At 67.7% G+C, this 19,152-nt stretch carries 20 protein-coding genes; 6 read left to right on the top strand and 14 right to left on the bottom strand.

The annotated features are described in order from the left end of the window. Window positions 1–2: 2 nt before the first annotated feature. From Ssi02_RS28875 to Ssi02_RS28845, 7 genes are read right to left on the bottom strand one after another with little or no spacing between them, the layout of a single operon-like run. Entirely contained in the window at window positions 3–518 is a 516-nt protein-coding gene (locus Ssi02_RS28875; RefSeq protein WP_204030739.1) for a 3-hydroxyanthranilate 3,4-dioxygenase, read from the bottom strand. Beyond that, window positions 515–970, bottom strand: coding sequence for a RidA family protein (locus Ssi02_RS28870; protein WP_239129948.1), 456 nt, complete (start codon window positions 968–970; stop codon window positions 515–517). The genes Ssi02_RS28875 and Ssi02_RS28870 overlap by 4 nt, the downstream gene beginning before the upstream one ends. Next, window positions 967–1,746, bottom strand: coding sequence for a 2-keto-4-pentenoate hydratase (locus Ssi02_RS28865; protein WP_204030738.1), 780 nt, complete (start codon window positions 1,744–1,746; stop codon window positions 967–969). The genes Ssi02_RS28870 and Ssi02_RS28865 overlap by 4 nt, the downstream gene beginning before the upstream one ends. After that, complete coding sequence (gene dmpG, locus Ssi02_RS28860) at window positions 1,743–2,753, bottom strand: 4-hydroxy-2-oxovalerate aldolase (protein WP_204030737.1); 1,011 nt, start codon at window positions 2,751–2,753, stop codon at window positions 1,743–1,745. The genes Ssi02_RS28865 and dmpG overlap by 4 nt, the downstream gene beginning before the upstream one ends. Beyond that, the gene (locus Ssi02_RS28855) at window positions 2,750–3,697 is read right to left on the bottom strand and encodes an acetaldehyde dehydrogenase (acetylating) (RefSeq protein WP_204030736.1); all 948 of its coding nucleotides are present in this window, start codon (window positions 3,695–3,697) and stop codon (window positions 2,750–2,752) included. Before Ssi02_RS28855 ends, dmpG begins: the two co-directional genes overlap by 4 nt. Further along, a complete protein-coding gene (mhpD, locus tag Ssi02_RS28850; protein ID WP_204030735.1) occupies window positions 3,694–4,491 on the bottom strand; it encodes a 2-keto-4-pentenoate hydratase in 798 nt (265 codons plus the stop codon). Before mhpD ends, Ssi02_RS28855 begins: the two co-directional genes overlap by 4 nt. Further along, entirely contained in the window at window positions 4,484–5,938 is a 1,455-nt protein-coding gene (locus Ssi02_RS28845) for a 2-hydroxymuconic semialdehyde dehydrogenase (RefSeq protein ID WP_204030734.1), read from the bottom strand. The genes mhpD and Ssi02_RS28845 overlap by 8 nt, the downstream gene beginning before the upstream one ends. Before the next feature lie 104 nt (window positions 5,939–6,042). Between Ssi02_RS28845 and Ssi02_RS28840 the strand changes: the two genes are divergently transcribed. From Ssi02_RS28840 to Ssi02_RS39660, 3 genes are all read left to right on the top strand, one after another. Further along, window positions 6,043–6,768, top strand: coding sequence for an IclR family transcriptional regulator (locus Ssi02_RS28840; RefSeq protein ID WP_239129945.1), 726 nt, complete (start codon window positions 6,043–6,045; stop codon window positions 6,766–6,768). A gap of 411 nt (window positions 6,769–7,179) precedes the next feature. Continuing rightward, the gene (locus tag Ssi02_RS28835) at window positions 7,180–7,932 is read left to right on the top strand and encodes a GntR family transcriptional regulator (protein WP_204030732.1); all 753 of its coding nucleotides are present in this window, start codon (window positions 7,180–7,182) and stop codon (window positions 7,930–7,932) included. 120 nt (window positions 7,933–8,052) lie between these two features. Then, window positions 8,053–8,355, top strand: coding sequence for a hypothetical protein (locus tag Ssi02_RS39660; protein WP_307825814.1), 303 nt, complete (start codon window positions 8,053–8,055; stop codon window positions 8,353–8,355). 642 nt (window positions 8,356–8,997) lie between these two features. Here the strand turns inward: Ssi02_RS39660 and Ssi02_RS28825 are convergent. After that, complete coding sequence (locus tag Ssi02_RS28825) at window positions 8,998–10,119, bottom strand: coiled-coil domain-containing protein (RefSeq protein ID WP_204030731.1); 1,122 nt, start codon at window positions 10,117–10,119, stop codon at window positions 8,998–9,000. Between the two features lie 132 nt (window positions 10,120–10,251). Here Ssi02_RS28825 and Ssi02_RS28820 point away from each other — a divergent pair, with 132 nt between their 5' ends. From Ssi02_RS28820 to Ssi02_RS28810, 3 genes are all read left to right on the top strand, one after another. Beyond that, window positions 10,252–10,785 carry a gamma carbonic anhydrase family protein gene (locus Ssi02_RS28820; protein WP_204030770.1) on the top strand — a complete coding sequence of 178 codons (534 nt, stop codon included), beginning with the start codon at window positions 10,252–10,254 and terminating at the stop codon, window positions 10,783–10,785. Between the two features lie 149 nt (window positions 10,786–10,934). Then, entirely contained in the window at window positions 10,935–12,209 is a 1,275-nt protein-coding gene (locus Ssi02_RS28815) for a hypothetical protein (RefSeq protein WP_239129943.1), read from the top strand. A gap of 243 nt (window positions 12,210–12,452) precedes the next feature. Next, window positions 12,453–12,614 carry a hypothetical protein gene (locus Ssi02_RS28810; RefSeq protein WP_204030729.1) on the top strand — a complete coding sequence of 54 codons (162 nt, stop codon included), beginning with the start codon at window positions 12,453–12,455 and terminating at the stop codon, window positions 12,612–12,614. A gap of 182 nt (window positions 12,615–12,796) precedes the next feature. Here Ssi02_RS28810 and Ssi02_RS28805 read toward each other — a convergent pair whose 3' ends face one another. From Ssi02_RS28805 to Ssi02_RS28780, 6 genes are all read right to left on the bottom strand, one after another. Further along, on the bottom strand, window positions 12,797–13,078 hold the full coding sequence (locus Ssi02_RS28805; protein WP_204030728.1) for a metal-sensitive transcriptional regulator: 282 nt from the start codon (window positions 13,076–13,078) through the stop codon (window positions 12,797–12,799). Window positions 13,079–13,114: 36 nt separating this feature from the next. Beyond that, a complete protein-coding gene (locus Ssi02_RS28800) occupies window positions 13,115–14,182 on the bottom strand; it encodes a glycosyltransferase (RefSeq protein ID WP_204030727.1) in 1,068 nt (355 codons plus the stop codon). Then, window positions 14,179–15,066: a hypothetical protein gene (locus tag Ssi02_RS28795; RefSeq protein WP_204030726.1), complete on the bottom strand. Its 888-nt coding sequence runs from the start codon at window positions 15,064–15,066 to the stop codon at window positions 14,179–14,181. Before Ssi02_RS28795 ends, Ssi02_RS28800 begins: the two co-directional genes overlap by 4 nt. 161 nt (window positions 15,067–15,227) lie before the next feature. Next, window positions 15,228–17,351 carry a (Fe-S)-binding protein gene (locus tag Ssi02_RS28790; protein ID WP_204030725.1) on the bottom strand — a complete coding sequence of 708 codons (2,124 nt, stop codon included), beginning with the start codon at window positions 17,349–17,351 and terminating at the stop codon, window positions 15,228–15,230. Window positions 17,352–17,558: 207 nt separating this feature from the next. After that, complete coding sequence (locus Ssi02_RS28785) at window positions 17,559–18,221, bottom strand: TetR/AcrR family transcriptional regulator (protein ID WP_204030724.1); 663 nt, start codon at window positions 18,219–18,221, stop codon at window positions 17,559–17,561. A 4-nt stretch (window positions 18,222–18,225) separates the two neighbouring features. Further along, the gene (locus Ssi02_RS28780) at window positions 18,226–19,056 is read right to left on the bottom strand and encodes a sugar phosphate isomerase/epimerase family protein (protein WP_239129941.1); all 831 of its coding nucleotides are present in this window, start codon (window positions 19,054–19,056) and stop codon (window positions 18,226–18,228) included. Window positions 19,057–19,152 lie beyond the last annotated feature (96 nt).

The following is a 19,152-nucleotide window of genomic DNA, read 5'->3' as shown; positions in this document are numbered from 1 at the left end:
GATCAGCCCTTGCCCGGGTGGAGTGCACCGCAGTTGCCGCAGGTACGGGCCTTCTCGTCGGAGTAGAACGTCTCGAAGAGGGGAGGCAGGTCGGCCACGATGTCGCGGACCTGCAACTCGACCTCGTGCACGATCGCATTGCACTCCTCGCAATACCACCGGAAGCTCTCCAGCACCCCTTCGGGCCGCACACGCTCCACGAGGAAGCCGACCGAGCCCTCTTCCGGACGCTGCGGAGAGTGCGGGAGGTTCGGCGGCAACAGCCACATCTGCCCCTCACGGACGTGCACGGTATCCGGCCCGTCCGGGGTCATGATGTTGATGTGCATATTGCCGCGCACCTGGTAGAACAGCTCTTCATAAGGGTCGACGTGATAGTCGGTGCGCTTGTTGGGCCCGCCGACGACCATGACGAAGAGGTTCTCCGCGTCCTCAAAGATGACCTTGTTGCCCACCGGTGGCTTGAGCAGGTGGGCGTTCTCGTCGATCCACTTGTTGAAGTCGATCGGGGGTATCATGCGCGCTCCTCCGGCCGATGTGCGACGGCCTGAATCTCGATGAGCAGATGCGGATGTGGCAACTGATGGACCGCGACCGTGGTGCGTGTGGGTCCGGTCTCGTCGAAATACTCTGCGTAGACCTCGTTGTAGCCTCCGAAGTCATTCATGTTCACCAGATATGTGGTGAGCTGCACGAGATCGGAGAGATCCGCACCTGCCGCGCGTAGCAGGTCGCGGATGTTCTCGATGACGGCGCGGGTCTGCACGCGGATGTCGAGTTCCACGGTGCCGAACTCGTCCGCCCGCGCGCCCGCGATGGTGTTGTCGGGCAGGCGCGAGCTGGTGCCCGACACGAAGACGAAGTCCCCCGACCGTTTGACGTGCGGAAACCTGCCCCGGGGGGTGGCCTTGCCGGCGACGGTCAGTGCCTGCGGCGGCGAACTGGTGTTTTTCATGCGGCTCTGGTTCATGCGGCCACCTCCGCCGCGGGGCGCGCGGTGAAGGAAACCGACCCCAGCCCCTGGATCTCTGTGCGCACGTGGCTGCCGGGGACGAGCGGCTCGGCGGGCGTGGCGGCGCCGGCGAGCAGCAACCAGCCGGGTTCGAGCTCGACGCCGACCGCGGCGGCGAGGCGCGCGGCCTCCACGACGGCCCTGCGCGGGTCGCCGAGGATGGCGGCGGTCGATCCGACGTGTACGGCACGGCCGTCCAGCTCGAAGACGACCCCGCGGTTCCAGGCCCCAGGGTCGTACGGTTGCCAGGGGCCGACGGCGAATCCGGCCGCCGAGGTGTTGTCGGCGACGACGTCGGCGAGCGAGAAGCGGAAGTTCTCGTAACGCGAGTCGATGATCTCGATGCCGGGGGCCACGGCGACGACCGCGTCGGGGGCGAGGGCGTCGGCGACGGTGGCGATGCGGCGGCCGAGGAGGTAGACGACCTCAGGCTCCACCCTCGGGTGGATGAAACCCGAGATATCGATGTCCGCTCCGTCGGCCACGGCCATGCCCTCGGTCACCTGGCCGAGGATCAGGTCGTGCACCCCCATCTGGCGGCGTTTGCCCTCACTGGTGAACCCGAGCTTCACCCCGGCCAGCCGGTCCCCGCGGTCAAGCCTGAGCTGCACCAGCTCGCGTTGTACGCCGTAGGCCGCGAGGACCTCGTCCTCCTCCCTGCCGGTTCCGGGAGCCGGCTGCGGGACGGCTTTCGCCGTACGCGCGGCCTCGTCGAGAAGTTGAGCGCGGTTCACGCCGTGCCTCCCCGGCTCAGGTCGAGCGCGATGTCCACGATCATGTCCTCCTGTCCCCCGACCATGCGGCGGCGTCCCACCTCGGTCAGAATCGTCCGGGTGTCGACCCCGTAGCGCTGCGAGGCGGTCTCGGCGTGCCGCAGGAAGCTGGAGTAGACACCCGCATAACCCAAGGTCAGCGTCTCCCGGTCGACACGCACCGGCCGGTCCTGAAGCGGGCGGATCAGGTCGTCGGCGGCATCCATGAGCGCATGAAGGTCGCAGCCGTGGTCCCAGCCCATCAGATCGGCGACCGCGACGAACACCTCGATCGGGCAGTTGCCCGCCCCGGCTCCCATGCCCGCCAGGGAGGCGTCCACCCGGTAGGTGCCGTTCTCTGCGGCGACGACCGAGTTGGCCACCCCGAGCCCCAGGTTGTGGTGGGCGTGGATGCCGATCTCTGTCTCCGGCGCGAGCACCTCGCGGTAGGCCCGGACCCGGTCGCGAACCCCGTCCATGGTGAGCCTGCCGCCGGAGTCGGTGACATAGACGCAGTGCGCGCCGTACGACTCCATCAGTTTGGCCTGCCGGGCGAGCTCCTCAGCGGGTGCCATGTGCGACATCATGAGGAATCCCGCCACGTCCATGCCGAGGTCGCGGGCCACCGCGATGTGCTGCGCGGAGATGTCGGCCTCGGTGCAGTGGGTGGCGATCCGCACCGAGGTCACACCGAGTTCATGGGCTTTGCGCAGGTCGTGCACAGTGCCGATGCCGGGCAGCAGGAGCGTGGTGAGTTTGGCGTGCCGTACGGCGCCGGCCACGGCGGTGATCCACTCCTCGTCGGTGTGCGCGCCGGGACCGTAGTTGAAGCTGCCGCCGGCGAGGCCGTCGCCGTGGGCGACCTCGATGGCAGCGACGCCCGCGGCGTCGAGGGCCGCGGCGATCTCGGCGGCCTGATCGACGGTGTAGCGGTGCCGGATGGCGTGCATGCCATCCCGCAGCGTCACATCCTGCACATAGAGCCTCATGCCGACACCTCCGCCAAGCGCTCGGCCGTACGCAGCGCGGCCGAGGTCATGATGTCCAAGTTGCCGGCATAAGCAGGGAGGTAGTGGGCGGCACCCTCGACTTCGAGGAACACGCTCACCTTGGTTCCGCCGCGCACGCCCGGGACCATCGTCCACACCGGCTCGTCCGGTGGCACCGGGCTGAACTGCACAGCCTGTTTGAGGCGATATCCAGGCACATAGCCCTGCACCTTCTCCACCATCGCGGCGACCGCCGCCGCGACCTTGTCCTCGTCGCAGTCGCTCACCAGGCAATAGACCGTGTCACGCATGATCAGCGGGGGTTCGGCGGGGTTCAGCACGATGATGGCCTTGCCGCGCTGGGCGCCGCCGACCTGTTCGATGGCCCGTGAGGTGGTCTCGGTGAACTCGTCGATGTTGGCCCGGGTGCCGGGACCCGCCGATTTCGAGGCGATCGAGGCGACGATCTCCGCGTAGTGCACGGGTGTCTCGCCCGCGACGGCGGCGACGATGGGGATCGTGGCCTGCCCGCCGCACGTCACCATGTTGATGTTCGGCGCGGCGAGGTGTTCCTCCAGGTTGACGGGCGGAACCACATACGGCCCGATCGCGGCGGGGGTGAGGTCGATGACGCGTTTGCCGTGCTCGCGGACGGTGGCCGAGTTGTAGGCGTGTGCCCCGGCCGAGGTTGCGTCGAGCACGATGTCCACGTCGGCGAACTCCGGCAGCGCGACCAGCCCGTCCACCCCCTCGTGGGTGGTGGCGACCCCGCGCCGCCGGGCCCTGGCCAGGCCGTCGGAGCCGGGGTCGATGCCGGCCATCGCCACGACCTCGACCCGCCGGGACAGCAGGGCCTTGAACATGAGGTCGGTGCCGATGTTGCCGGACCCGATGATCGCGATCTTCGCTCTCGCGCCGGAGAACTCACGTGTGTGGACACTCATTGGAACACCGCCCTGACCGATCCGACACCGTCGATGTGCGCCTCGAACACGTCACCCGCCGCGACCGGCACCATCGGCCCGAGCGCGCCGGTCAGCACGATGTCGCCGGCCCGCAGCGGATAGCCGGTGCCGCCGAGCGCGTCGGCGAGCCACACCGCGGCGTTGAGCGGATGCCCGAGGCAGGCCGCGCCGGCGCCGGTCGACACCTCCTTGCCGCGTGAGGTCATCGTCATGCCCGCCAGGCGCAGGTCGAGGCCGCGCAGGCCGACCGGCGTGTTGCCGAGCACGAAGGCGCCGCTGGAGGCGTTGTCGGCGATCGTGTCGACCAGGGTGATGTCCCATCCGGCGATGCGGCTGTCGACGATCTCGATCGCGGGAAGCACGAAGTCCACCGCGCGGATCACGTCGGCGACCGTGAACGGCCCGCCGGAGAGGTCCTGGCCGAGCACGAGCGCGAGCTCGGCCTCGGCCTTGGGCTGGAGGAAACGTTCCGTCGGGATCGGCAGCCCATCCGCATAGGCCATATCCGCAAAAAGCATGCCGAAGTCTGGTTGATCCACTCCGAGCTGGCGTTGCACCACCTGCGACGTCAGCCCGATCTTCCGCCCCACGAGCCGCCGCCCGTCGGAAAGCGCCCGCCGCGTGTTGATCTCCTGTACGGCGTAGCCGGTCCCGGCGTCCTTCCTCGTCAGCAGCTCACGCACCGGCGCGCACGGCTTGCCGGAGCGCTCGGCTTCGCGCAGGCGGTCGGCGGCCTCGGTGATGGCGTCGACCGCCTCGGACCACTCATCCATCGGCCTCTCCCAACTTGATCGTGATCGTCGTCGGCTCGGAATAGAAATCGAGCGAATGCACACCGCCCTCGCGGCCGATGCCCGAGAGCCCCACCCCGCCGAACGGGGTGCGCAGGTCGCGGAGATACCACGTGTTCACCCAGACCAGCCCAGCCTCAAGCTGCCGTGCGACCCGGTGGGCGCGGTCAAGCCCGGTGGTCCACAGCGTCGCGGCCAGGCCGTACTCGCTGTCGTTGGCGAGCGCGACCGCCTCGGCCTCGGTGTCGAAGGGCGCGATGTGGCAGACGGGGCCGAAGATCTCCTCGCGGTTGACCCGCGAGCCGGCGGGGAGCCCCGTGAGCACGGTCGGCTCGACGTAGTATCCGGAGTCGCGGTCGTCGCCGAAGCTCGGCACCCCGCCGCCGGCCCACACCTTCGCCCCGTCGGCCTTGGCGAGGTCATAGTAGGAAAGCACCTTGTCGCGGTGCTCGGCCGAGATCATCGGCATCATGGTGGTGTTCTCATCCTGCGGCCTGCCGAAGACGAGCGCCCGCGCCCGCTCGGCGAGCCGCGCGGTGAAGTCCTCAAAGACCGGCCGCTCCACATAGAGCCGCTCGGTGCACAGGCACACCTGCCCGCCGTTGGTGAACACCGACCGCACGCAGCCCTCCACCGCCGCATCGAGGTCGGCGTCGGCGAAGACCAGCCCGGCGTTCTTCCCGCCGAGCTCGAACGAGATGGGTTTCACCCGGTCTGCAACCGACTTCATGATGGTGGAGCCGGTACGGCTCTCGCCGGTGAAGGTGACCGCGTCCACGCCGTCGTGCTCGACGAGGAACTGGCCGGCCGAGCTCCCGCCGTATCCGTGGATCACGTTGAGCACGCCCGGCGGCAGGCCGATCCCGGCGGCGATCTCGGCCAGCACGGCTGCCGAGCCCGGGGTGTTCTCCGAGGGTTTGACCACAACGGTGTTGCCGGCGACGAGGGCCGGGCCGAGTTTCCAGGTCATGAGCAGGAACGGCAGGTTCCACGGCACGATGACCGCGACGACGCCGAGCGGCTTGGGCACGGTATAGCTGAGCACGCCCGGCAGGTGGAAGGCGCTGTCCGGGCGCTGAGCCGCGATCTCGGCGAACGACCGGAAATTAGCCGCACCGCGTGGGATGTCCAGCGTGCGGGTCTGGGTGATGGACTTACCGGTGTCGGCGATCTCGGCCGCCACCAGGTCCTCGAAACGTTCCTCGATCGCGTCGGCGAGACGGCGCATCCATTGGGCCCGCTCGGCGACCGACAACCCCGCCCACGCGGGCAACGCCGCGCGGGCCGCCCGCACCGCCCGGTCCACGGTCGCACGGTCCGCTTCGTGGACCTGGCGCACGACTGCGCCGGTCACCGGATCGTGCACCGGGAACAGGGGGCCCTCGGCGACCGGGGCTCCACCGATGAAGTGGGCTACCTGGTCAGACAACGGGTTCTCCTCACACCGCGAAAAGCTCTCACCCCCGGTATAGAGGCAGCGGTCCCGGCTAGACAACAATGGGTTCCGTGACACGGAACCCGGATCGGCTCTCTATGTTGGAGAAGTCTTGGCTCGTTCTTGACGCGTTCCGGCCCAGTGGCGGGCCGATACGCCTGATCGACGTGGCCGAACGTTGCCATCTCCCGAAAACGACGGCCTACCGGCTCTTGACCGAACTGACGGCCGTCGGTGCCGTCCAGCGGCGCAGGGACGGCTACTACCTCGGCCGCCGGCTGTTCGAACTCGGCAGCATCGTGCCGCTGGAGCGTGATTTACGGCATGCCGCTCTGCCGTTCATGCACGACCTGTTCGAGGCGACGCACGAGACCATCCACCTCGGGGTCAGGGACGGGCTCGATGTGGTCTATGTGGAGAAGATCCGCGGTCACGAATCTTTCGCCCTTCCGTCCCGCGTCGGCGGGCGCCTCCCGCTGACCTGCACCGGCGTCGGCAAAGCGCTGCTGGCCTACTCCTCCCCCGCGTTCGTCGAGGAGGTGTTGTCGCGCCCGCTGCGGCGGCTGACCCGGCACTCGATCATCGACGCCAAACAGCTGGAGGAGTCGCTCGGGCAGGTACAGGCGTCCGGGCTCGCCTACGACCGCGAGGAGGCCCAGCTCGGCGGGGCGTGCATCGCGGCGCCGATCTTCCGGGAGGGCGCGGTGGTGGCGGCGTTGTCGGTGTCGGTGCCGCTGGCGCGCTTCCAGCCGACCCGGCTCGCGCCCGCCGTCAAGACGTCCGCGCTCGGCATCTCCCGGGCACTCGCGCGGTCACTGGCGTGAGTCCCCTTTTTCCCTGACGCTCACATGATCGCCAAGGTGGCCACCAACTTCCATCCCCCTGCATCCAGGATGTGGAATGCAAGCCCACCGGACGCTCCTTACTTGAAGGCCATCTTCCGGTATCCCGAGGGATAGGCATCGGGAGGGAACGGTCCTACGTCCCATGGTTCTCAGGAGCGTCGGCGGCTGTCGTACAAACCCAGACAGTTAGCCAAATGTGGTCACGCGGCCGAATAGCGGTCAGGACCGTGCCAAGGTAACGGTCTGCGAAAACTCTCGAGGATCACCACACGGGCACGATCCACTCAAAAGAAGCACGCGACCAACCTGTGTATCTGTGCGATCGTGGACAAGGCGGGGCAAGTTCTCTGGAGACGCCGAAGCTGGTTGGTAACAGAGGGTGATCATAACGTGCAGGAAACCCCGGAACCTCACGAGCCCCCGATCTATCGACGAATCGCCGACGAACTCCGCGCCGCGATCTTGTCCGGCGACCTGCGTGACGGAGACCGACTGCCCGGCGAAAACGCGCTCATGGCGGGCTACGGCGTGGCCCGCGCAACCGCCCGTCAGGCACTAGCGGTTCTTATCAATGAGGGACTTGCCGTCCCCAAGCGTGGATCGGGGGTTTATGTGCGCCAGTTCAACCCGATTAGGAGGCACGGATCCCGGCGCCTAGCGCGCGAGCGATGGGCCCAGGGCCAATCCATCTGGGACGCCGACACACGAGGTCGTCCGTATACGGTCGACGAACTACGAGTCACGCGTGAGCCCGCAGACGCCGACATGACCGGCGTGCTGGGCTCCGCGGAGGTATGGGTGCGGCGCCGCCGCTACTCAGTGGACGGGCGACCGGTGCAGCTCGCCGCGTCCTACTTCCCCGCCGACCTCGTCGAGGGCACGGCCATCACCCGACCCGACACCGGCCCTGGCGGCGTCTACGCCCGCCTGGGCGACCTCGGTTATGCCCCCGCGACCTTCACCGAGGAGGTGCGGGCACGGATGCCCATGCCCGCCGAGGCGAGCTTGATCGGCCTGCCGGCCGGCACACCGGTGATCGTCGTCCGGCGCACGGCCTATGCCGCGGGCGGGGTGCCGGTGGAGCTGAACGAGATGGTGCTGGACTCCGCCGCTTATGTACTTCAGTACGACTTCGACGCCTGAAGTCAAGTTCACAGCCTACCGATAGGTTGACCTGTCCACCCCGATCATTGATTTCTCTAGAGAAGTGCTGCACCGTCGATGGTGGAAACGGAGCAAACCGGGCCCGAGAAGGGTGAATAGATGTCCTTTGACCGGCATCTCGCGGACATAGCCCGGGAGTTTCCCGCGTGGACCATCTGGCGTAGCGACGCGGGCCGGTGGTGGGCCACCCGCCACCACCCGCTGACCCCCGAGGAACGAGACGCCGGATGTGCCATGACCATCGACGCCGACGATCCCGACGGCCTGCGCCGTCAACTGCTCGACCAGTTGTCCCGGGTGACCGCGGAGGACGTCGAGGATTTCGGCATCGGCAGTCCGCTTGTACATGACCCCGACCTCACCGGCCCCGACGCACCCGAGGTAATTGGCCCCGATTCCTGACCAACCCACGTGATCTTCATCGATCACCACATCGTCCCGTGGCCCACGCCGGGCGGGAGGGCCACGGGACACCCAAGCCGCCCGGTGCCGAGGTCAGCCTGGAGCGGCCTCCGGCGCCGGGCCCCACTCAGGCGGAAACCCCCGACCCAATCGGGGGCGGGGGTTTCCGCCCTGAGGGGTACGGCACAGCCACCGCCCTGGGCGGGGTACAGCACAGCCACCGGTCTGGGGGCGGGTACGGCACAGCCACCTAAAGTGGCACCATGCTGTTCGAGCGGCGACTACGCGACGGTGTGCTCAACGGGTCGATCACGGTGGCGTTCCGCCGGTGGAAACGCCCCCAGGTGATCGCGGGCCATCACTACCGCATGGGCGAGGGCACCCCCCGTGCGAGGGCACCACACACCCCCACAAGCCGACCGGCTACGCCGCGGGCACCGTACATCGCCCCACCCGTGGGGGCGCCACACACTCCCACAAACCAACCCCGGCTACGCCGCGGGCACCGTACATCGCCCCACCCGTGGGGGCACCACACACCCCCGCGAACCGACCGACCCGGCTACGCCGCGGGCACCGTACGGACCACGTCCCCACACGTCTCCCGTGTCGGCGGCCCGCAGCGTGAACCGGATCGAGACGCTACTTCCGGACCGGGGTGAACGGGTCGCGCACCTCGGACGGCTCGCCGAGCCTCATGTTGACATCCGTGTCATCCGAGAAACGGCCGCCTCCGTTGCCCTCGGCGGGCCCGTGCGTGTCGGCGGACTCCTCCGGCAGACGGCGCGGCACATCCTCGTCGTCCACGATCACCCGCACCGACTCCACGTCGGGCTCCTCAGCCGGCTCCTCGTCCTGCGGCACCGGGCTCGGCTTCGGCACGATCGACGGCGGCGGGGGAAGCACCGAGGCCTCGTCGATCAGCGGACCCGCGATCTTCTCCCGGTGCATGAGCTCGTCCAGCACCTTGTTGAGATCCGTGAAGCGGCGCATGACGTCGTTGTGCGTCTCGGTCAGATGCGCGACCCTGCGGCCCGTGTGCTCGTCGAGACTCGACGCCCGCCGCTGCGCCGACGTCAGCATGTTCTCCGACTCCGACCTGGCCGAGGTGAGCGTGTCCTCCGCCTCGTTGCGCGCGGCCGTCAACGTGGAGTCCGCCTCGGCACGGGCGTTCTCCACCGTGCTCTCGGCCTCGTGCCGCGCCGTCGTCACCAGGCGGTCCGCCTCGGCGCGAGCCGTACGCAACGTGTCGTCGGCCTCCGCGCGGGCGGCGTTGAGCGTCTCCTCGGCGTCGGAGCCCGCCTGCGCCAGCATGCGCTCCGCCGCCGCCGTAGCCTCCCCCACCCTGCGCTCCGCCTCGTTCTGCGCGGCGCTTAACACCTGCTCGGACTGCTCGCGGGCACTGGTGAGCACCTGCTCGGCCTCCTGCGCGGCCTCATCCCGCGTTTTCGCCGCTTCGGCGTCCGCGGTCTCACGTTTTGCTGCCGCTTCCTCCTCGCCCAGTTTGAGGATTTGCGCGAGCCGCTGGCTCAATTCGTCATAATCCTGGGGTGCCTCGGCCAGTCGCCGCCGCGCCTCGGCTAGCTCGATGCGGCCCTGCTCAGCCTGATCGATCGCCCTTGCTAGCCGTTCTTCCAGGTCACGGACCTGGTTGCGGGTGCGGACCATGTAGTCGTGAACCTGACGGCGGCTGTAGCCGCGCATGACGACCTCGAACGAGTCCTCTTGCATCAGGTCTGGAAAGCTCTCGTGCTGGTTTGTCATGGCACTGCCTGTGGGGGTCGTGGTGAGTCGGAAAACGACACGTCAGGACACGACTTTCCTGCTATCCGCCCAAGTCCGCAAGCGGAACGGCCCACCTCCTTGTGGAAAAAGCGGGCGACTAGCATGAGTGACATGAACCTTGGGCCGTACATCGCAGCACTGCCGGACACCCCAGGTCCAGACATTCACCCCGAAGCCTTCGTGGCCCCCGGTGCCGTCATCACCGGCCACGTCCGCCTCGGCCGGGGCGCCAACGTCTGGTACGGATCGGTCATCCGGGGCGACGACGCACCCATCGACATCGGCGACGAGTGCAACATCCAGGACCTTTGCTGCATGCACGCCGACCCCGGCTACCCCGCCGTCCTCGAACCCCGCGTCAGCCTCGGCCACAAGGCCATGGTCCACGGGGCTCACATCGAGACCGGGGCACTTGTCGGGATCGGGGCCATCGTTCTCAACGGCGCCCGCATTGGAGCGGGGTCACTGGTCGCCGCCGGGGCTTTGGTGGGGCCTGGGAAGAAGATCCCCCCGGGTGTCCTTGTCGCGGGCGTACCCGGCCGCGTCATCCGCGAACTCACCGACGCCGACCGGGCCACATTCGCCAACACCCCGGCGCATTACATGGCACTAGCCCAACGCCACACTCAGGCGAAACCCCTCTAGGAGTCCGGGCCGGCCTCGAGCCGGCGCCGGGACGACCAAATCACAAACATCGACGACGCGAAGCCCCACGCCACAGGGTGACTTTCGGGCGGGCGGCTACCATGAGCGCCGTGCGTGGTCGAGACTGCTTTTCAGCGGTTGAGGTAGATGTGCGGACGTTGGTGGCGCATCCGCAGTGGAGGGTTTCGCCGCCGGGGGTGCGGGCCCAGGAGATCGCGGCGCGGATGATCGTGACGGCGGACGGCCGCAGGTGGTTGTTCGGGGCGCACGCGCGGTGGTATTTGCAGGATCCGGCCGACGGGCGGTGGCACCTGGCCGCGCCGCCCGCGGACGCCCGCGTCCGGGCGTCGGCGCGGGTGCTCCGGTGCACGACGCTGCTGGTGCCGCAGCTTGTCCCGAGGGGGCCGGATTTCACCCACGACAGGGGCTCCACGCAGGGGTTCGTAGGCCCCGACGTACCCCTGGAGGTGGTCAAGGGTGTGCGAAAGCTTCTGAAGGCCCATGGGCGCCGCTCACGCGAGCATTTCCCCCTCACCGCCGACCCGTTCGCGGAGCAGTTCGCGAAGGACGTCCCGAGCACGGTGGCCGCCGTCTGGGGCACGGTCGTGTGGTGTGCCTACTCTCCGGCGTTCGACGGAAACGAGATGTTGTTGTCGATGTTCGGCGAGTTCCTCGGCAAACCCTTGCCGGGGGACGACTGGGTGCGCTGGCTGGTCCCGCCAAGCCTGACCGATCTGGCCGGGTTGTACGGCGAACGCGTGCGCGCCGGCGCCGAGGACCCGGCGTTGTTCCTCCTGGCCCTGATGGCGGACGCCGCGGAGGTGCTGGCCGACGACGCGAGGTTCAGGCCCAAGGCCGCGGCCCTGGTGGCGATGCTGGAGCCGGAACTACGCTCCCCGGGCCTGGATCACCGTACGGCGGAGCACGGCGACGTGGCGCTTCGTGAGGCCTGGCTGGCACGCTGTCCGCAGCACCTGCGGGACGCGGCGGTGGGCGAGACATCTCCGGGGGACCGTTTCCGCCATGCCGTCTACGACGTCGTGCGGGCGCTGGACTTCGTGGCGGGACGCGGTGTGGATCCACGGGCCGCGGCGGGAGCGTTGCTGGCAGCAGATCTCGCAACTGCCGCTCCTCAAGTATTTGATCTTCTCGCCGCCTGGCTTGACCCGGAATTACGGCACATTGTGTATGCAGTACTGAACGATGAAGGACATCCACTACGTGGCTATTGGCCGCGTGACGGTGAGTTGCCGACAACTCTCCGTCCACCAAGCCGTGATCGCGCGGCGGCACTCCTCGGCGCCGGTTATGCGATGGGACTCGCGTGGTGCGCACTGACGGGTGTGACGCCGCCCACACGGGGCTTCACCGGCGCGTCTGCGGTGGTCGGGTGCCTGATCCACGAGCGGGACGACCCCCGGTAGCCCACCTCAGGAGTCACAGCAGAACACTCGTGACTCTGTATACACAGAAAGTTGTTATTTTCCCCTACCCCCCGTTTATCATTTGCATCCAGGACTTAATTGAATTGTGATCTCACAATCAGGAAATGATCCGCCAAGGCGCCGCCTCATGGCGTAAGGAATGGTCCCGATGGGCCATGTCGCCGAAAGGCCCTCCACCGTAACCTCGAAGTGGGTGTGGGCTGCGGGAGGAAGGACGACGCGGTGGGGCACGACGAGCTCGACTCGCGGGTCCACGATCGTGTCGCGTTGGATGAGATCGCCCTCATCGCCGAGGTGCTCAGCGCCGTTGCGATCAGCGAGAGGCGACTGACCTTGGAAGAGCTCGACAACGCGCTCGGATTGCGGACCACTGCGAGATGCTGACAGACCATCGATCAACGGGGTTCCGGACCACGGAGAGTCCGGAACCCCATGTCTTTGTGAGAGCCCTGCTAGCCCCCTGCGGCGAGGGTGACTAGTTAGCTAGTGAGATCGTTTCTGGGGAACCATGTCCGTTTGGGTGATACGAATCCCCCGACATATCCCAGCTCCGACTACTGACAAGATTACGAGCGAACCAGCCGGGCGATGGCGGCCGACGCTTCCTTGACCTTGGCTTCAGCCTCGGGGCCACCCGAGTTGATGGCGTCGGTCACACAGTGCGATATGTGGTCTTCAAGGAGTCCCAAGGCGACGGCCTGCAGGGCACGCGTGGCCGCGGACACCTGCGTCAGGACGTCGATGCAATAAGAGTCTTCTTCGACCATTCGCTGGAGGCCCCGGATCTGGCCTTCGATCCGCCGCAGCCGAGTTAGATATGCCTGCTTGTCGCCGCTGTACCCATGCATGACACAACGGTACCCGCTACCCCTATGAGGATTCTGTTAACGCAGGTCCGCGATGGTTTTCTCCCACTGCTCGGCGACGAGGTGCGCGGCGTGGCGCGTCGCGGTCGACAACGCGCCGGCCGCCAGCGACCTGCGGCGACGCTCGTCGTCGATCAGTGCGAGCAGCGCGAGCGCATAGCTCTCGGCCTCGCCACCGCCCTCCGGCACAAGCACTCCGTTGTAGCCCGTGACAAGGAATTCTCCCGGCCCGCGCGCGCTGTCGAACCCCACGACGGGCACGCCGCAGCCGAGCGCCTCGATGATCGTCATACCGGGCACCTCCTGGCGGGAGGCGGTGGCCACGATCGACGCCTTGGCGAACTCGCCGCTGAGGTCCGGGGTGGTGCCCATGAAGTAGACGTGGTTGTGCAGGTTGAGGTCGGCCACGAGTTGCCGGAGGCGTTTCTCCTCCGGGCCCGAGCCGTACAACCGCAGCCGCCAGTCGGGGCGTTTGCCCGCCACGATCGCGAAGGCCCGCACCAGCCTGTCGTATGCCTTGGCGGCGACCCACCGGCCGCCCGCGGCGATGATGCGGTTGTCCATGCGCGACCGCGGCGACGGCCCGCCAGGGAGCGCGTCGGGGATGAGGTGCACCTGCGGGGACGCGCCGGTCAGTGCGTCCCATTCGGCCAGGCCGGTCTCCGTCGCGGCGACGACGGCGTCCAGACGCGGATAGAAACGCCGGATCGGTCCGGGCACAGGAGGTCTGCTCCACTCCCTGGCGATGCGCGTCACCTCGCGCGACGCATAACGCGCGGCCTGTACGGCGAGGCCCGGCCGTGTGGTGATGAGCACGTCGGACCGGAGCGTGCGAAGCGTGCGCCACAGGGCGACGTCCGCCCGCATCTGCCCGGACGGGAACAGATGCCGCACCCCCGGTCTCCCGTCGAACAACCACCGCATGGTGACCTTGGGCCCCACCGGGAAGAACGGCTTCTCCCGCTGCCGCTTGACGCTGATCACCTCGACGTCGTGCCGTTTGGACAACTCGGTGGCGAGGTTCAGCGTCGAGCGGATGTCGCCGCGCATGCCGTACGCCGAGGGCACCAGCAGCGAGATCTTCACCCGTTCACCTCAAGGCGGAGCTCTTCGTCGTCGGTGTAGACGGGCTGGATCGCCACGCCGTCCACCTCGGCGGCCGGATAGTGGAGGCGGCGGCCTTTGCCGTCCACGTCGTCGAGTCTGGCCCGCAGCCGCAGCGGCTCGGGCAGGCCCTCGACAGCGAGCGTCGGCTCCCAGGTGCCGTAGTGCGCGTCCAGCATGTCGCACAGGGAGAGCGCGGCGTGGAATCTGACGCCCTGCACGGTTGCCACGCTGGCCAGGGTGCCGTCAGGGCGGTCACGCGAGAGGGTGAGAGTGGCCGAGTGGCGCGCGTCGTCGTCGTCGAGCCCGGTGTAGGCGAGCTGGCCGGTCACCTCGAACCGCCCTTCGCGGAACCACACGGCGCGGACCTCGGCGACTGGGCGGGCCTCACTGATCTTCAGGGCGAGGAAGCCGGTCTGGGTGCGGTAGGCGCGGTAGGCGAGGGTGCGTCTGCTCAACGCGTATGCCTCTAGGTGGTCGAGGGAGAATCCGGGGTCGATGCTTTTGACCCGCCAGCGCCGATCGTTCTTCTCCCGCCGATCCTCGCCATGCACTTCCCGCCGATCAACGCCATGACTTTCCCCATCGGGCCCGGCATGGCTGTGCCGTATGCCCTCATGCCGATCGTGGTGCGCGAAATAGACGTCCCACCGTCCGGGAATGAGCGACAGCGGGGGCAGCGAAACCGCGAGCCCCGCGTCGCGCGCCTCGGCACCCGGGGCACCGAGGCGCACCCGGCGTTCGACCCCGGTGGTGCGTTGCCGCAGCACCATGTCGGTGCCATCGGGGATGGGGTCCTCGGCGGAAATCCGGAGCGAGAGGACGTCCGCCAAGGTCACCTCGGCGTCCGTGACTAGCACGCGCATCCCCTCAAGCCCCCTCCCCGCCGAATGAGCCGCGCGACGTTGAGGCTACCGTGATTCAGTTGTAATGCGAAAGAAAGGTTTCCGCGCGGAGATCACTTTATTTGAAACTTAACTCTAAGTCAGATATTTCGCGTGAATTCTGTTAAGGTGCCGCGCCGGGATCAGACCTTCTCCCCCTTGACCGACTTGATCAGCAGCTGGGCCACGTCGACGACCTCGAGGGTCTCCTTGGCCTCGCCGGTGTTCTTCTTCTCATTGATGGCGTCACCCAGCATGACCAGGCAGAACGGGCAGGCCGTGGAGACGGTGTCGGGGTCGGTGGTGAGGGCCTCGTCGACGCGCTCGGTGTTGATGCGCTTGCCGAGACGCTCCTCCATCCACATGCGCGCGCCGCCGGCGCCGCAGCAGAAGCCGCGGTCCTTGTGGCGGTGCATCTCCTGCGCCTTGACCCCCGGCACCTTGGCCATGATGTCGCGCGGCTGGGAGTAGACCTTGTTGTGGCGGCCGAGGAAGCAGGGGTCGTGGTAGGTGATCTTCTCCTCGATCGGGGTGACCGGGGTGAGCAGGCCCTCGTCCACCAGCTTGGCCAGGAGCTGGGTGTGGTGCACGACCTCGTAGGTGCCGCCGAGCTGCGGATATTCGTTGGCCAGGGTGTTGAAGCAGTGGGGGCAGGTGGCCACGATCTTCTTGACGCCGGCCTCGTTGAGGGTCTCGATGTTCTGCTGGGCGAGCATGTTGAACAGGAACTCCATGCCGAGGCGGCGGGCCGGGTCGCCGGTGCACGCCTCCATGGGGCCGAGCACGCCGAACTTCACCCCGGCGATGTGCAGGAGTTCCGCGACCGCCTTGGTGGTCTTCTTGGCGCGGTCCTCGAGGGCGCCCGCGCAGCCCACCCAGAAGAGGTATTCGACGTCCTCGGGCATCTTCTCGTCGATGATCGGCACCTCGAAGTCGAGTTCCTCGATCCACTCGGCGCGCTTCATCTCGGACATGCCCCACGGGTTGCCCTTGTTCTCAAGGTTCTTGAGCATCACGCCGGCCTCGGACGGGAAGCTCGACTCGATCATCACCTGGTAGCGGCGCATGTCGAGGATGTGGTCGATGTGCTCGATGTCCACGGGGCACTGCTCGACGCAGGCGCCGCAGTTCGTGCAGGACCAGAGCACGTCGGGGTGGATGACGCCGTCCTCGCCGACGAGCGGCTTGCCGGCGAGTTCGAGCACGTCGGCGGGGAGGTTCTCACGCTCGGCCTCGGTGGCCATGATGTAGGGCGCGATGGCGAAGGCGTGGTCGCGCTGGTCGAGGATGAGCATCTTCGGGGACAGCGGCTTGTCGGTGTTCCACGCGGGGCACTGCGACTGGCAGCGGCCGCACTCGGTGCAGGTGTAGAAGTCGAGGAAGCCCTTCCACGTGGTGTCCTCGATCTTGCCGCGGCCGAAGAGGTCGGTCTCGGGGTCGGCCTCCTCGAAGTCGAGCACCTTGCCGTTGCTGCGCATGACGTCCGCGGCGCCGAGCCCGTCGGGGCGGCGGGAGAAGAGGACATTCATGGGCGCGGTGAAGATGTGCAGGTGCTTGGAGTTCACGACGATGACCGAGAACACCAGCATGACGCCGATGTGCAGCAGCAGGCCGATGTATTCGAGCCACTGGTTGGCGGTGGTGCCGAGCGGCCGCAGCAGCGCCGCCGTGGCGTCGGACATGAACGCGCCCGAGGCGTAAGGCAGGTTGCCGAGGTTGGCGGCGGCCCCGCGGAACAGGAACATCGTCCAGATCACGTTGAAGATCATGAAGAGGACGAGCCAGGCGCCGCCGAGATGTGAGCCGGAGAAGCGGGACTGGCGGCCCATCGTCTTCGGGGAGTTGCGAATGCGGATCACGGCGAAGGCGACCAGGCCGAGGAAGGCCGCGACCGCGATGAAGTCCTGCAGGAAGCCCAGGATGGGCCAGGTGCCGATCAGCGGGATGTGGAAGTCGGGCGTGCCGGTGATCGCCCCTTGGATGAGGGCGCCATATGCCTCAAGGTAGACCGACACCAAGATGAAGAAGGCCCACATCACGAAGAAGTGCGCGGTGCCGGACGGAGTCCACTTGAGCAGCTTCTTCTGGCCGAAGACCTCGACGAGCTGGGCTTTGATCTCGGTGCCGACGTTGGCTTTGGCGAACTCGATGCGCTCGGGGGCGCCGGGCCCGCTGGTCGCGAGTTTGAACAGGAACTGCACTCGCCGGGCCACTAGCGCGAGCGCGACGACGGTCATTACAAGCCCGATGACGGCTACCCAGAGCACGCGCCCTCCCACATAAGGCCTCGGCTACCGGCGCTTCGCACCGGTCATCCACGGTGGCGACCATGCCGCCACGCATCCTACTGCTCAGTAACATACTGGCCGCAGGGCCCTCAAGGCGAGACGCGCGGCAGTGCCGCCACCACCGATGCTAGAACAATGCTCCGGGTTTATATCCCTGGGGTGGCGTCAAGGCAACTATTGGCAAACTCAGGTCCCGTCAATGTACCTCTGGATAGTGGGCGCGACCAGCTTCACCAGTTCCTCCAGGTCCACCGACGCCAGCGGCTCCAGCTGCAACACATGGCGCACCAGCACCACACCGAACAACTGGGAGAAGGCCGCCTCCATACGCAGCGGCGGCACCCCGAACGCCGCCCCCACCTTCCCCAGCACGGCCTCGAACATGAACTCCCGCATCATGACCGCCGTGCGCTCGTTGGTCATCGCCGTGCGCACCAGCGCCATCACCGGGCTCCGCCGTTCGGGGTCGGAGACCATCGTCAGCACGAACCGCGTCAGACGCTCGCCGCACTCCTCACGCGGCCCGTCGAGCAACAACGGCACCACTTGGCTCGGATCGGCGGGCAGCTCCATGGCCGCGACGAAAACGCCCTCCTTGCTGGCGAAGTAGTGGTGCACCAGGGCCGGGTCGACCTTCGCCTCCCGGGCGATGCCGCGGATGGTGGCCTTGTCGAACCCCTTCGCCGCGAAGACCTCACGCGCCGCGGTGAGGATCTCGCCACGCGTGTCGACGAGGCCCGGCCGCCGCCCCGGACGCCGCTTCGGCGTCTCCCCGGCCGGCTTCCCCTCGTCCGCGCCCGGGACCGTGCCGGATCCCGCGCGCGCGTCACCCCCACCACCGGACGTCATCGCCTCACACACCTCTCGGGGAGGGCGCGAAGTGCAACCGGGCGAAGGCCAATGCCTCGGCCAGATCGTCGATGCGCTGCGTCCTGCCCGCCGCTTTACGCGTGTTGATCTCCAACACGATCAAACCACCGTATCCCGTGTCGGCGAGCCTCGACAGCATCTGCGCGCAGGGCTGCGACCCGCGTCCCGGCACCAGGTGCTCGTCCTTGTTGGACACCCCGTTGCCGTCGGCCAGGTGCAGATGGGCCAGCCGGTCCCCGAGCTTGCCCGCCATCTCCATCGCGTCGGAACCCGACACCGCCGTGTGTGACATGTCCAGCGTCACATGGGGGAAGTCGTAGTCGACGGGGTTCCAGTCCGGGGAGTACGGAACGACCTCGTTGCCCCGCGCCCGCAGAGGGAACATGTTCTCCACCGCGAACACCACGTCGGTCTCGTCGCGCATCCGGGCCAGCCCGGTCTCGAAGTCGCGCGCGTAGTCCCGCTGCCAGCGGAACGGGGGATGCACCACGACCGTCCGCGCCCCGAGGCGCTCGGCGGCGTCCTTGGCGCGTACGAGCTTCGCCCACGGATCCTTGCCCCACACACGCTGCGTGACCAGCAGGCACGGCGCGTGCACGGCCAGGATGGGCACCTGATAATGATCTTTCAACCGTTCGAGGACGTCGACGTCCTGACTCACCGGGTCGGCGCCGACCATGATCTCCACGCCGTCGTATCCCAGGCGGGCCGCCAGTTCGAACGCGTCCGGGGTGCGCTCCGGATAGACCGAAGCGGTCGAAAGCGCGATCTTGGCACTCGGCTTGACGCGCGGCACGCGAACGACGCCGGTCACCTGGGCGTCCCGCCCGCGACGTGCCTGTCCTCCCACTCGATGCACTCGTTCACGTAGTTCAGCCTAAGCGGCAGGAATGCCGCGTGGCGTATCCAA

This window comes from Sinosporangium siamense (genome assembly GCF_016863435.1).
GTDB lineage: Bacteria > Actinomycetota > Actinomycetes > Streptosporangiales > Streptosporangiaceae > Sinosporangium > Sinosporangium siamense.
The sequence above is the reverse complement of the archived record's forward strand: the minus strand, read 5'-3'. Positions and strand labels throughout refer to the sequence as shown.

Excerpts from the sequence above, each read along its gene's own strand:
- Ssi02_RS28785 (WP_204030724.1), bottom strand. The coding sequence starts at position 18,221 with ATGACGTCCGGTGGTGGGGGTGACGCGCGCGCGGGATCCGGCACGGTC.
- Ssi02_RS28840 (WP_239129945.1), top strand. The coding sequence starts at position 6,043 with ATGTTGGAGAAGTCTTGGCTCGTTCTTGACGCGTTCCGGCCCAGTGGC.
- Ssi02_RS28855 (WP_204030736.1), bottom strand. The coding sequence starts at position 3,697 with ATGAGTGTCCACACACGTGAGTTCTCCGGCGCGAGAGCGAAGATCGCG.
- Ssi02_RS39660 (WP_307825814.1), top strand. The coding sequence starts at position 8,053 with ATGTCCTTTGACCGGCATCTCGCGGACATAGCCCGGGAGTTTCCCGCG.
- dmpG (WP_204030737.1), bottom strand. The coding sequence starts at position 2,753 with ATGAGGCTCTATGTGCAGGATGTGACGCTGCGGGATGGCATGCACGCC.
- Ssi02_RS28875 (WP_204030739.1), bottom strand. The coding sequence starts at position 518 with ATGATACCCCCGATCGACTTCAACAAGTGGATCGACGAGAACGCCCAC.
- Ssi02_RS28870 (WP_239129948.1), bottom strand. The coding sequence starts at position 970 with ATGAACCAGAGCCGCATGAAAAACACCAGTTCGCCGCCGCAGGCACTG.
- Ssi02_RS28795 (WP_204030726.1), bottom strand. The coding sequence starts at position 15,066 with ATGCGCGTGCTAGTCACGGACGCCGAGGTGACCTTGGCGGACGTCCTC.
- Ssi02_RS28820 (WP_204030770.1), top strand. The coding sequence starts at position 10,252 with ATGAACCTTGGGCCGTACATCGCAGCACTGCCGGACACCCCAGGTCCA.
- Ssi02_RS28805 (WP_204030728.1), bottom strand. The coding sequence starts at position 13,078 with ATGCATGGGTACAGCGGCGACAAGCAGGCATATCTAACTCGGCTGCGG.
- Ssi02_RS28825 (WP_204030731.1), bottom strand. The coding sequence starts at position 10,119 with ATGACAAACCAGCACGAGAGCTTTCCAGACCTGATGCAAGAGGACTCG.
- mhpD (WP_204030735.1), bottom strand. The coding sequence starts at position 4,491 with ATGGATGAGTGGTCCGAGGCGGTCGACGCCATCACCGAGGCCGCCGAC.